The following is a 12316-nucleotide window of genomic DNA, read 5'->3' on the forward strand; positions in this document are numbered from 1 at the left end:
TTCAGTTTCAGGCACACGAGTAGTCGGCTCTGACGAAGAAGGCACGTCAGGGCATTTACCCACGCACCGTGCGTATCTGGTGCGGAGGTCGGGGCTGCGGCGCCCTCTGCCGCTGTGCAGTCCAACAGAAGAGGCCTTGCAGCTATCTCCAATCAGCTGTGGGGTCTCTCTTATTGATTCTTCCTGCAGTTGCCACAACCGCAGAGGCAGGCGATCCTGTCGCGGAGATGGCCCCGCAATAGAATTGGGCTTGTTACGGTTCCGACCACGGTGGCGCCGCCACGCACAAATTGGGGTGGTAAAACAAGCAATTGCAATCGAAAGTACAACCACCCCTCCCAAGACGATCTTTTTGGCTTCCGCAAATGCGGGCGACAGAGGCACTTTTGAGTGGGCTGGCGAACTAGGAAACCACTTACGGAGTTACTTCACATGGCGGTTTTTAGCGAGCGGTGAATGCGCTGAAAGCGGGAGAACGAGCGACAATTTCCTACAATTATTGAACTTCCGCCACTTCTAACACATGGGCCCTCGACAGCTCCTCGTTTAGCGGCAATGTCTTGTTACGATCCAATATGCTATGCTTCACAGGTGCTAACAGCCGAGTGGCAGCCATGCCATTTCCAGCTATGCTCTTGACCGTCGTGATGGTCGTATGCGCCGTCGGGATGTCGCATTCTCAGGCTGCCTGTCCGCCTATGCTGCCCTCTTTGGATGATGGATGGGAAGCGTCGACGCCGGAAGCTGAAGGAATGAACGCTGTCAAGGTTTGCGCCATTGAAGACCGAATAGCACAGGAATCCCGAGCTAACATTCACGCTGTTATCGTTGTTCGCAACGGCAGAATTGTTTTCGAAGCGTATCGCGATGGCGCCGATCAGCGGTGGGGCACCACACTAGGTGTGGCAGTGCATGACCCAGAAACCCTTCATGATACCCGTTCGATCACCAAGAGTGTGGTGTCGCTCGTCTTTGGCATCGTATACGATCGACAGTTGGTCGGTAACGTCACCGAACCATTCAACTCCTACTTTCCCGAGCTTGAGTCGCTGGCGACAGAGGGAGTGGAGCGGATCAGTTTGCTGGATTTGCTGACGATGAGGTCTGGACTGGTATGGAACGAAGGAGTGCCCTATTCCGACCCAGCGAATAGCGAGCACCAACTGATTGCCGCTTCGGAGCCCTACCGATTCATCCTCACCCGGTCCATGAAAGCAACTCCCGGGCTTGAGTGGAACTACTGTGGAGGTTGTGTGCAACTGATTGCTGAGGTTGTCCAGCGCGTGACGCGTGAGTCTCTCCCAGAATTTACCCGCAAGAACTTGTTCGAGCCCCTCGGGATCACCCACTTCGAGTGGTTACATATGGCTCGAAGTGGAGAGGTCGCTGCAGCGTCAGGCCTAAGACTTCGGCCGCGGGACACGGCAAAGCTTGGGCAGCTAATCCTCGACCGCGGCGCTTGGCGCGGCAAGCAGATCGTCTCGGAAGACTGGATAGCGAGGTCAACCTCCCCGCACGTGGCAGGCTTCGATCAATATCCTTCCATCGGTTACGGATACTACTGGTGGACCGATTATGGCAATGACATCAGTGGTCGTCGCGTCTCGTGGATCAGTGCCCAGGGGCTAGGCGGGCAAAGGCTCTACGTGCTCCCGACCCACCGGACAGTAGTGGTGATAAACGCCGGAAGGTACGGCGAAAGCGATGACGGCGCGATTTCCTTCGACATCTTTGAGAAGAACGTACTTGGCGCGATTTATCGGTAGACCCTTTCGACAGCGGGTCCCCACCTCAATGTGAGTCGGAACGGCCGACGTTCTGCCCGAGGGGTGCAGCGAATAGTCGTTGGTAGCGATTGCAATTGGCGCTCTGCTAGGCCAACACGGGTGGGGCGTGGCGATCTTGAGAAGCGGCACGGTGCCGGCGAGTCTCTTCAGCGCAGGCGGGACATTGGCGACAAGCTCGCCCGGCTTTACGGGGCCATCGAGGAGGGCATTGTCGAGCTCGTCGCCCAGCTGAAGGAGCGTATTGCCGCCCTCAAGTCAGCTCGTGACGCCGCCCATACCGCTCTTGAACGCATTGTAGCGCAGGGAGCGACATCCCGCGCTCTGACCCCCGAACGAATCGCTGCCTTTGTGGAGCTGGTGAGGGAGAAGATCGAAACCGCCGACATTCAGGACCGGAAGGCCTAACTCGGGGCCATGATCTCCGAACTCCGGGTCGACGACGACAAGGTCCAGATCATCGGGAACAAGGCCAGCCTGGCAGCAGTCGTTGCTGGCCAGCAGGGTGCGGACGGGAAGGTTAGTGGTCTTGTTCGCAAATGGCGCGCCCGACAGGATTCGAATCCATGACCCCCAGATCCGTAGGATGGGGTTCGCCAAGACAGAATTTTCGATTAATGCGGGACGCCATTCGGACGCCAACCGGTGACCTATCAAGCCCTGAAAATAGCTAAACAGCTGTTTTTACTGGCGGCCTCGACAGGATTCGAACCTGTGATCCCCAGTTTAGGAAACCGGTGCTTTCATGCTACCTATGTACTCTCTATCTTCCACTATACTTGCTCGAATACGAAAAGGTATCGACAGGACAGCTACTTAGGTTGCAATCCTTCATCCACTTGCTCCCCACGAGGGAGAGGGGGAAGAAACGAAAATGGCCGGGACTTGCCCGGCCATTCTCATGTGCGATGTCGCGTCTCTCTTACTCTTCGCCCTTCTGCTTCTTGAGGGCGGCGCCGAGGATGTCGCCCAGCGAGGCTCCCGAATCGGAGGAACCGTACTGCGCCACGGCTTCCTTCTCTTCCGCGATCTCGAGGGCCTTGATCGAGACGTTCATCTTGCGGGCCTTCTGGTCGAACACCGTGATCTTGGCGTCGAACTTCTCGCCCACCGCGAAGCGCTCCGGGCGCTGCTCGGCGCGGTCACGCGCGAGGTCGGCGCGCTTCACATAGGCCGTCATGTCGGTGCCGGCGACCTTCACCTCGAGGCCGTTGTCCTCGACCTTGAGCACTTCGCAGGTCACCGTGTCGCCCTTCTTGAGGCCGGCGGCGGAGGCCATCGGATCGGAGCCCAGCTGCTTGATGCCGAGCGAGATGCGCTCCTTCTCGCGGTCGACGTCGAGCACGCGCGCCTTGACGCGGTCGCCCTTCTTGAAGTCCTTGATGGCTTCCTCGCCCGAACGCTTCCAGTCGATGTCGGAGAGGTGCACCATGCCGTCGACATCGCCGTCGAGCCCGATGAACAGGCCGAACTCGGTGATGTTCTTGATCTCGCCTTCCACGTTGGTGCCCGGCGGATACTTGTCGGCGAAGGCCTCCCACGGGTTCTTCTGGGTCTGCTTGAGGCCGAGCGAGATGCGGCGCTTGGCCGAGTCGATGTCGAGCACCTGAACCTCGACCGCTTCCGAGGTCGAGAGGATCTTGCCGGGGTGCACGTTCTTCTTGGTCCAGCTCATCTCGGAGACGTGGATCAGGCCCTCGATGCCATCCTCGAGCTCGACGAAGGCACCGTAGTCGGTGATGTTGGTGACCTTGCCCTTCACCTTGGCGCCGATCGGATAGCGCTCGGTGACGACCTCCCACGGATCCTTGTCCAGCTGCTTCATGCCGAGCGAGATGCGCTGCGTCTCGGGGTTGATGCGGATGATCTGGACCTTCACCGTCTGGCCGACGTGCAGGACGTCGGAGGGATGGTTGACGCGCTTCCACGCGATGTCGGTCACGTGCAGCAGGCCGTCGATGCCGCCCAGGTCGACGAAGGCGCCGTAATCGGTGATGTTCTTGACCACGCCCTCGACCACCTGGCCCTCGGCGAGGTTCTGGACGAGCTCGGAGCGCTGCTCCGCACGGGTCTCCTCCATGATGGCGCGGCGCGAGACGACGATGTTGCCGCGGCGGCGGTCCATCTTCAGGATCTGGAAGGGCTGCGGCACGTTCATCAGCGGGCCCACGTCGCGGATCGGGCGCACGTCCACCTGGCTGCCCGGGAGGAAGGCCACGGCGCCCCCGAGGTCGACGGTGAAGCCGCCCTTGACGCGGCCGAAGATCACGCCTTCCACGCGCTCGTTCTTGTTGGCCATCTGCTCGAGGCGGGTCCAGGCCTCCTCGCGGCGGGCCTTGTCGCGCGAGAGCACGGCCTCGCCCATCGCGTTCTCGATGCGCTCGAGATAGACTTCGACGGTGTCGCCCACCTTGATCTCGGAGGCCTTGCCCGGCTGGGCGAATTCCTTGACGGCGATCTTGCCCTCGGTCTTGAGGCCGACGTCGATGATGGCGAAGTCGTTCTCGATGTTGACGACGCGGCCCTTGACGACGCTGCCCTCGGAGGCGGGATTGTCGGAATAGCTCTCGGCGAGGAGAGATTCGAAGTCTTCGCGGGTGGGGGTGAGCGAGACGGCGGATTTCGCCATGTGGTTCGTGTTCCTGTTGAAATCGAGGCTGGCCCGGCGGAAAACCCCGCTAGGACGTCCCGCATGGCCCCGGTTGCTGAAATGGGGGCCCAAGCGGGCAAACTCGACCTTGCGTCCCAAGCCCCGAAAACCCCGCCCAGGCAGGCGGTCAACCGTTTCCGAAGTCCTGAAACAAGATGGGGTGCATTCAGGCACCCCGGTTCATGTTCATCCTGCCCGCGATGGGGCGGATGTCCTGTAACGGCGCGCATATAGGTGAAAAACGGCTGCCGGGCAAGCGCCGGTGTCACGACAGCGAGGCTTTGCTGAAACTCGTGCCCGCTCTCCAGGACCCTACCGGGACCCCTTGGCCTTTCGTGCCTTATCCCCGGGCAAGCTGTTTCCCCACAGTTTGGTGACGTTCTTCCCCGGTATTCTCGGCTGCCTGTAATCGGTCGTCTGCAGGGCACTCAAAAGCTCCTGTCGGGAATAGCCCATGTCGCCCGCCAGTTTTTCGACGCGCTCCCAGATCCGATGCGAGGTCAGCCTCAGACGGCGATCTGTGCCGAAATGAAACTTGTCGATGCCGTCGATCACGCGAGGAGGAGTAGGCCAGTCCAGTTTGCCAAACAGCTCCCGCCTCGCCGCGTCTGAGGCGAAGAGCTCCTCGAAACGAATTGCCGAAACGGGGAGGATTCCTCTCGCCATCAGCTGAAAGGCGCGGGTGTTGATTTCCAGCCACTGGTAGAGGCACTTGTCGAAGAGAGTGAGCGTGTCCCACTCGGCGGCGATTTCCGGAAAGCTCACCCCCGGGTCCGTGGGCTGAAGAATGGCAAAGTCGGTGTACTCGTCGGACCTTTCGCGAGTGTAATAGCCGTGCGTGACGAACGACGCCGCCACATGCACCGGATTCCTGGTGAGATAGATGAAGCGCCACTTGTCGCCAAGCGAGGATGACCACTTTTCGTACCAGGTGAACGAAGGCCATCCGGTCTCCACATATTCCATGCCACCGGAAACTGATGACACCACCGCCTCGAAGTGACGCATTGCCGCTTCGAGGACCATGGCATTCTCCATCCCGACGCCGGCCATGGTGTATTTCGGCTTGTAGAGCGCGCCGATCGGCTCGTGGGTAACGGTAGCGGAATCCCCCAGTGAATCCTTGACGATTTTCGTGAGTGACTGCGTTCCGCAACGGCCGGTGGACAATACGAATGTTGCTCTCGTCATCCGGCAAAAGTACCATGGGCCAATTAGGCGAGTAACGCTTTATGCGAATGCGTGGGCGGGCGGCGGTGCAGAGCGCGCGACCTATTTACGCTTCGCCTCCACCGCCCGGATCGCCGCCGCCACCGCCGCCGCGATGTCCATCCCGGAGGTATCCAGCGTCACCGCGTCCGCCGCCGCCACCAGGGGGGCGGTGGTGCGCTTCGCGTCGCGCTCGTCTCGCGCGCGGATGTCGGCGAGGATCGCCGCGTAGTCGGCTGAACCCAGCTCCTTCTGCCGCCGCCTGGCGCGCACCTCGGGGCTTGCCGTCACGAAGAGCTTCGCGTCCGCGTCCGGACAGACCACCGTGCCGATGTCGCGGCCGTCGAGCACGGCACCCGGCTCCTTCCTGGCGAAGGCGCGCTGCAGCTCGAGAAGGGCGGCGCGCACCTCGGGGATCGCCGCGACGATCGAGGCGGCCGCCCCCACCTCTTCGTTCCTGATCTCGGCGTCGCTGAATTTCTGCGGGTTCAGGGCCTCCGCCGCGGCGATCGCGGCGCGCGCGGTGATCGGCTCGCCGCTGGAGCGGAGCGCGGCGAGCCCCACCATGCGGTAGAGCGAGCCGGTGTCGAGGAAGTGATAGCCGAAATGCTTGGCCAGTGCGCGGGCGATGGTGCCCTTGCCCGCCGCCGCCGGGCCATCGACCGCGATGATCACGAGATCCGCGCCCCCATGCCGTTCATGAGGCCGGTGAAGTCCGGGAAGGAGGTGGCGATGAAGCGGCTGTCGTCCACCCTCGTCTCCTTCGCGGAGGCAAGCCCCATGACGAGGAAGGACATGGCGATGCGGTGGTCCATGTGCGTGACGACGGTGCCGCCGCCCAACTTGCTTCCTTGGGCACCGCCGCCGTCGACTTCCAGCCAGTCGCGGCCGGAGCGCGTGGTGACGCCATTGGCCTTGAGGCCGGCCTCCACCGCGGCAAGGCGGTCGCTCTCCTTCACGCGCAGCTCCTCGAGCCCCTCCATGCGGGTCGTTCCATCAGCAAAGGCGGCGGCCACCGAGAGCACGGGATACTCGTCGATCATCGAAGGCGCGCGCGCCGCCGGAACGGTGATGCCCCTCAGCTTCGAGGCCCGGACGTGAAGGTCGCCCACCTCCTCGCCGCCCGCCAGCCTCCGGTTCTCGATCGTGATGTCGCCGCCCATCTCGATCAGCGTGTCGATCAGCCCCGTGCGGGTGGGGTTCAGCATGATGTTCTCGATCACGATGTCGGAGCCTTCGGTGATGAGGGCCGCCACCATCGGGAAGGCGGCGGAGGACGGGTCGCCGGGAACGTCGATCGCCTGCGCCTGGAGTTCGTGCTGGCCCTCGATGCTGATGTGGCGGCCGTCGTCCTTCTGCTCCACGCTGATCCGTGCGCCGAAGCCCTTCAGCATGCGCTCGGTGTGGTCGCGGGTGGGCGTGGGCTCGATCACCGTGGTCTGGCCCGGCGTGTTGAGGCCGGCGAGCAGCACGGCGGATTTCACCTGGGCGGAGGCCACGGGCAGCCGGTAGGTGACCGGCACCGCGTGCTTCGCGCCATGAAGCGTGAGCGGCAGGCGGCCCCCCTCGGCCGTCTCGAAGCGGGCGCCGAATTCCGAGAGCGGAACCGTGACGCGCCCCATCGGCCGCTTCGAAAGGGAGGCATCGCCCACGCAGCGCGCCGTGAGCGGCGTCGTCGCCATCAGCCCCATGGCAAGCCTCACGCCGGTGCCGGAATTGCCGAAGTCGAGCGGCACGGCCGGCGAGCGGAGCCCGGCGACGCCCACGCCCTGCACCCGCCACACCCCGTCCGCCCCGCGCTTCGCCGCAGCACCCAGCGCGCTCATGGCCTTCGCGGTATTGATCACGTCCTCGGCCTCCAGAAGGCCCCTGATGGTGGTCTCGCCGATCGCCACCGCCCCGAACATCAGCGCCCGGTGCGACATGGACTTGTCGCCCGGCACGCGGATCCGGCCCTTGAGGCCCTGGACCTGGCGGGAGGCGAGAGGAAGCGGTTCGGCGGCAATGTTCTGGCTCATGGGGGCTCCGATACACGATCGATCAGGGCTCTGCCAGCCCTCCCCCGGCCTTCCTCCTCTTGGCTTTTGACATTGCCCTCCGGAAATGCCATGGAGCGCGCCAATCATGTCAATTTCCGCCGTCGAAAGGATCAACCGTGGTCAAGGCTGAACTCGGAACCAAGCGGACGTGCCCGTCCTGCGCCGCCCGCTTCTACGACCTCCTGAAGAACCCCATCGTGTGCCCCAAGTGCGGGGCGAACTTCATCGCGCCGTCGGTCCTGCCGTCGAAGGGCGACATGCCCGTCATGGCGCCTGCGCCGAAGCCGCGCGAGGTCGAGACCGAGGACATGGAGACGTCGGACGTCGAGCTCGTGAGCCTCGAGGACGCCGAGGCGCCGGACGTGGCCGAGGACGATGAGACCGCGGGCATCGAGGACGTCGATCTCGGCGAGGAGGCCAGCGGCGAAGAGGCCGAGGACGATACCTTCCTCGTCGAGGAGGAAGAGGAGGGCGGCGACATGTCGGGCCTTCTCGACACCGGCGGCAAGGAAGAGGACGAAGAGACCTGAAAATAGTTCTTGCGTGTTGGCAAGGGCGGAACTAGGTTCCGCCCCGCCTCGCCACCCCCATGTGGCGGAGAGATGGTTGCAAGGGGTCATAGCTCAGTTGGGAGAGCGCTTGAATGGCATTCAAGAGGTCGGCGGTTCGATTCCGCCTGGCTCCACCATCAACCTCTCAGTTGCCCATCTCGTTCAGTGTGAAGTGCCGCTTGCCGCCGGATGTCAGCGGCAACGCGTCCACCTGTGCGCAGCGCAACTGAAATCCATGGACGAGAGTCGATTCAAGGCTGCCGGTCACGGCCTGCCTCGCGGCCGCGGTGAGCACGCCCGTGTGGCGGAACTCTGCGCCTGTCTTTGAACGCTGGACCAGCACCCACTGATCATGCCCGAGCGTCTGCGTGATCCGAACGCGGTCGAGCTCCGGCAATCGCCGCGTCCCGTCGGGGAACGCGAACATGTGCTCACGCCGTCCCAGGAGGCGTGAGATCGTAGGCAGGACACGGCCGCATGGGCAAGCCGGGCCTGCCTCGGCAAAGTCGCCCGAGCGATATCTGATGAGCGGCGTTGCGTAACCATAAAGCGGCGTCACGATCACCTCGCCCGCCTCGCCGGGGGCACAGGGCTTCCCGTGCAGCGAGATGATCTCGGCGAGCACCTGTTCGCTCTGGATATGATAGAGGCCGGCCTCCGGGCACTGGACCGCGATCACCCCGCCTTCGGCGGAAGCAAATGAATCGATGATGGTGCTGCCGAATGCCTCCTGGGCGGCAGCCCTCACCTCGGGGGCCAGATACTCGCCCACGCTGACGATGAAGGGAATGCTGATCCGGACATCGGAGCGCAGTGCCGCAACGGAGAGGCGCAGAATGTTCGAGGGCAGCGTGTTGACGTAGACCGGTCCCTGGCCGGACATCGCCTGCAGCTGCTCGGCGGCGGGTGTTGCGATATCGATCCAGGTCCGGTCGCCGAGATTGCTCTCGCCATTCCAGGGGAATCCCCATTTGTCCCGGCGTGGCTCGTTCTCTCCCGCGAGCTTGCGAAAGACGAAGAATGGCCGGGACTGATCGAACGTCCAGTTCCGGTACATGCGATAGCTGGCGAGCAGTCTTGCGAGTGCCTCCAGGGATGTCGTGTCCCTCCTCGCGGCCGGGCCGGTGCTCCCGCCGGTGGAGAGCGGCGTGATGACGCCGTGCAGCCTGGAGAAGCTCGACGGCCTGAAGGCATCGAAGTTCTCGACGAGGTCGCTGCGGCTGACACAGGGCTGAGACAGCCAGCCGGGCGAATGGGGCGCGAGATCGGCCGGCTTCCCTCCGCGTCCGGCATAGAACGGGGTCTCGTCGAAGGCGTGATCGACGAGCCGGCGCAACAGCTTCGACTGGTAGGCGGAGAGTTCGTCCGGCCCCGCGCGCTCGCTGCGCAACAAGCTCTCGAGATAATCGTGGGCGAGTTTCCAATCGGGCATGATCCATTCCCGGCAAGAAAAAGGGGCGGAAAACCGCCCCTGTTGTCATCCCGGCTCGCGTCGCCTCAGGCGTGGGTCATGCCGATGCCGAGGCGGCCGTAATCCACGCGGTAGTACCCATCCTGTCCGGTCAGCACGGCCGACGGCATGACCTCGAGCACATCCTGCGCCATCACGCCCTCGAACCGCTCGGGGCCCGTCTTGTAGCGGAAACGGTAGAGCGGCAGCCCATAGACGGTGGTCCCCACCTTTTCGATATCCGTCTTGAGACGGACATCGGAAGGAGCCGTAAAATCCGTCAGTGGCCCGGCATCGACGGCTCCGTACGTTTCGATCAGGTCGAGCGAAGAGGCCTCGACCAAGTCGAACAGGTTTGGCAACTCGGGGGCATTCTCAGGGCAATCCATTTGCTCACTCTCCATGATGGGTAAGACGGCAAGTCGGTACGCGGACGCAGGCAATCCTTGGCTCGGGAAAAAACCAAGATCTCCCGCGCCAAGACTCCCACAACTCCGCCCCGGACACAACAGCGCATCACTCCCGTTCCGGGCGAAGGTGCCGCCCGATTCGGCAGACGCCCTGGCGCGATGACAGGCGGCGGATGGGCTCGCCGCCCGCCGATTGGCGGCCCGCCTCACTCCTGTATCGACTGGAGGTAATAGGTGAGCTCGAGGATGCGGGCGCGGACGAAGGGTTCCGCTGTCCATGTGCGGTAGGGCTCGGCTCCCGCCGCGCCGCTCTGTGCCATGTAGCGCTCGCCCCAGATCGGCATGGGGCCTTCGCCATGGGCCTTGATCACGGCGCGCCCGTCGATCGTCTGGAACACCTGGAGGAAGGGGAACTTGCCGTCGTTCTTCTTGGCCAGCTGCGTCAGGTCCGCGGGCTTCACGGTCAGCAGCGCGGCCATCGGCCCGTCGCCCTTCCCCGCTTCGCCATGGCACTGGTAGCAGGCGATCTTGTATTCGGCGGCACCTGCCGCCACTTCGCCCGTTTGGGCGAAGGAAGGCGCTGCCATTGCGCAGGCGGCAGCCGCCGCCGCCAGGTGGAACCCAAAGGACTTCAACATCGCTACCTCCATCGCCAGCACCGGCTTCGCGTCCGCTGCAAGTCTAACCTGCACCCTCGGCGAGGGCAAACCCGAAAGCCCCGCCTCACTGGGCCGCGAACATCTGCTCCGGCCCCGCCCTGAAGGTCAGCCTGTCGATCCCGCCGGTGAAGCGGAAGGGCAGGCTGTAATCCGCGTCGTTCACGCCGGTGCGCGTGTCGACGCCGACGTCGAAGGTTTCGTCGAACGCCATGACGAAGGGGATCGTCCTGGTGATCTTCCCCGTAGCGACCTCGGTGCCGTCGGCCTTGAGTACTGCCGTTCCGCCCTTGCCCAGGCCGGGGCCGTCATAGGTGAATTCGAAGGTCAGGACATGCTTGCCCGGGGACAGGGCCGGCCCCTCGATCCGCGCGCGCTCCATGTTGAGCAGATTGTAGGTGAACACCGGTTTGCTGCCGAGAAGGTAGAAGCCATAACCGTTGGTGCGCCCGCCCTGGGTCACGAGCATGCCCTCGGCACCGCCCTGCGGAACCTCGATCTCCGCCGTGATGCTGAAGGACCGGCCGAGCATCGGCGGCGCGTTGCCGGGTGGTATGCCCGAGATCTCGCCGGCATAGACGAACTCGCTGCGGCCGGCCGTGGCGCTCGGCCGCGGCGTCACCATGCGGATGAAGGCGCGGTTGTCGAGGGGGAAGACGTTGTACTTCCAGGCCTCCTGCTCGAAGAGCCGCTGCATCTCCTTCAGCTTCCCGGGGTGCTCAGCGGCGACGTCCTCCGCCTGCGAGTAGTCCTTGCTCAGGTCATAGAGCTCCCATTTGTAGCCATCCACCACGTCGGGCAGCGTCACCCCCAGAACGGGCGACCAGGGCGCGATGGGCGGCGTCGTCGCGGCGTACCAGCCCTCGTGGTAGATGCCGCGGTATCCGCCCATCTCGAAATACTGCGTCTGGCGCGTCGAGGCCGCCGCTTCGCCGGCCTTGTCGAAGGTATAGGCCATGCTGACCCCCTCGATCGGCGCCTGCTTCACGCCGTCGACCGTCTCCGGAGCCCTGATGCCTGCGGCCTCGAGGATCGTCGGCACGATGTCGATCACATGGTGGAACTGGTTGCGGATGCCACCCTTGTCCTTGATGCCGGCGGGCCAGGAAATCGCCATGCCCTGCCGCGTGCCGCCGAAGTGCGAGGCGACCTGCTTCGTCCACTTGAACGGCGTGTCGAAGGCCCAGGCCCATGGCACTGCCATGTGCGGGTCGGTCCCCTCGAGGCCCCAGCCGTCATAATGAGCCATGTTCGCCGCGAGCGGCACCTCGGTCATGCCATTGTAGCCGGCATAGGTGTTGAAGGCGCCCGTCAGCGTGCCCTCAGCGCTGGTGCCGTTGTCGCCCGAGATGTAGACGACGATGGTGTTGTCGAACTTGCCCTGGTCCTTGATCTCCTGGATCACCCGGCCGATCTCGTGGTCGGTGTAGGCGACATAGGCGGCGAAGACCTCGGCCTGCCGGACATAGAGCTTCCTCTGCTCATCGCTCAGCGTCTCCCATTTCGGCAGCGAGTCCGGCCAGGCCGTCAGCCTGGCGTCAGGCGGGACGACGCCCAGCCGCTTCTG

At 63.7% G+C, this 12316-nt stretch carries 12 protein-coding genes and 1 tRNA gene; 5 read left to right on the forward strand and 8 right to left on the reverse strand.

Annotated features, from left to right (window positions below; all coding sequences use genetic code 11):
• Nucleotides 1-629 precede the first annotated feature (629 nt).
• The 3 genes from ACK4HL_RS19885 to ACK4HL_RS19895 all read left to right on the forward strand — a co-directional run bounded on the left by ACK4HL_RS19885 (nucleotide 630) and on the right by ACK4HL_RS19895 (nucleotide 2354).
• Entirely contained in the window at nucleotides 630-1766 is a 1137-nt protein-coding gene (locus tag ACK4HL_RS19885; RefSeq protein ID WP_409764418.1) for a serine hydrolase domain-containing protein, read from the forward strand.
• A 120-nt stretch (nucleotides 1767-1886) separates the two neighbouring features.
• Complete coding sequence (locus ACK4HL_RS19890) at nucleotides 1887-2192, forward strand: hypothetical protein (protein WP_409764421.1); 306 nt, start codon at nucleotides 1887-1889, stop codon at nucleotides 2190-2192.
• 9 nt (nucleotides 2193-2201) lie between these two features.
• Complete coding sequence (locus tag ACK4HL_RS19895) at nucleotides 2202-2354, forward strand: hypothetical protein (protein WP_409764424.1); 153 nt, start codon at nucleotides 2202-2204, stop codon at nucleotides 2352-2354.
• 352 nt (nucleotides 2355-2706) lie between these two features.
• On the opposite strand, the gene rpsA is transcribed toward ACK4HL_RS19895, so the two are convergent.
• From rpsA to aroA, 4 genes are all read right to left on the reverse strand, one after another.
• Entirely contained in the window at nucleotides 2707-4413 is a 1707-nt protein-coding gene (rpsA, locus tag ACK4HL_RS19900; RefSeq protein WP_409764427.1) for a 30S ribosomal protein S1, read from the reverse strand.
• 333 nt (nucleotides 4414-4746) lie between these two features.
• Nucleotides 4747-5604 (reverse strand): hypothetical protein, encoded by an 858-nt coding sequence (locus ACK4HL_RS19905; RefSeq protein WP_409764430.1) that lies wholly within the window; start codon nucleotides 5602-5604, stop codon nucleotides 4747-4749.
• Nucleotides 5605-5706: 102 nt separating this feature from the next.
• Nucleotides 5707-6318: a (d)CMP kinase gene (gene cmk, locus ACK4HL_RS19910; protein ID WP_409764433.1), complete on the reverse strand. Its 612-nt coding sequence runs from the start codon at nucleotides 6316-6318 to the stop codon at nucleotides 5707-5709.
• Nucleotides 6315-7661, reverse strand: a complete 1347-nt coding sequence (gene aroA / locus ACK4HL_RS19915) for a 3-phosphoshikimate 1-carboxyvinyltransferase (RefSeq protein WP_409764436.1) — start codon at nucleotides 7659-7661, stop codon at nucleotides 6315-6317. The genes cmk and aroA overlap by 4 nt, the downstream gene beginning before the upstream one ends.
• Nucleotides 7662-7798: 137 nt before the next feature.
• On the opposite strand from aroA, the gene ACK4HL_RS19920 reads away from it, so the two are divergent.
• Nucleotides 7799-8212: a TIGR02300 family protein gene (locus ACK4HL_RS19920; protein ID WP_409764439.1), complete on the forward strand. Its 414-nt coding sequence runs from the start codon at nucleotides 7799-7801 to the stop codon at nucleotides 8210-8212.
• 82 nt (nucleotides 8213-8294) lie between these two features.
• A tRNA-Ala gene (locus ACK4HL_RS19925) sits at nucleotides 8295-8370 on the forward strand.
• An 8-nt stretch (nucleotides 8371-8378) separates the two neighbouring features.
• Here the strand turns inward: ACK4HL_RS19925 and ACK4HL_RS19930 are convergent.
• The 4 genes from ACK4HL_RS19930 to ACK4HL_RS19945 form a co-directional block, all read right to left on the reverse strand.
• The gene (locus ACK4HL_RS19930) at nucleotides 8379-9665 is read right to left on the reverse strand and encodes a phenylacetate--CoA ligase family protein (protein ID WP_409764443.1); all 1287 of its coding nucleotides are present in this window, start codon (nucleotides 9663-9665) and stop codon (nucleotides 8379-8381) included.
• A gap of 65 nt (nucleotides 9666-9730) precedes the next feature.
• A complete protein-coding gene (locus tag ACK4HL_RS19935) occupies nucleotides 9731-10072 on the reverse strand; it encodes a tail fiber domain-containing protein (protein ID WP_409764446.1) in 342 nt (113 codons plus the stop codon).
• 227 nt (nucleotides 10073-10299) lie between these two features.
• On the reverse strand, nucleotides 10300-10731 hold the full coding sequence (locus tag ACK4HL_RS19940; protein ID WP_409764449.1) for a c-type cytochrome: 432 nt from the start codon (nucleotides 10729-10731) through the stop codon (nucleotides 10300-10302).
• An 85-nt stretch (nucleotides 10732-10816) separates the two neighbouring features.
• On the reverse strand, nucleotides 10817-12316 hold a 1500-nt coding region (locus ACK4HL_RS19945), incomplete at its 5' end, for a sulfatase-like hydrolase/transferase (protein ID WP_409764452.1).

Source organism: Aestuariivirga sp., assembly GCF_046294715.1.
Taxonomy (GTDB): domain Bacteria; phylum Pseudomonadota; class Alphaproteobacteria; order Rhizobiales; family Aestuariivirgaceae; genus Aestuariivirga.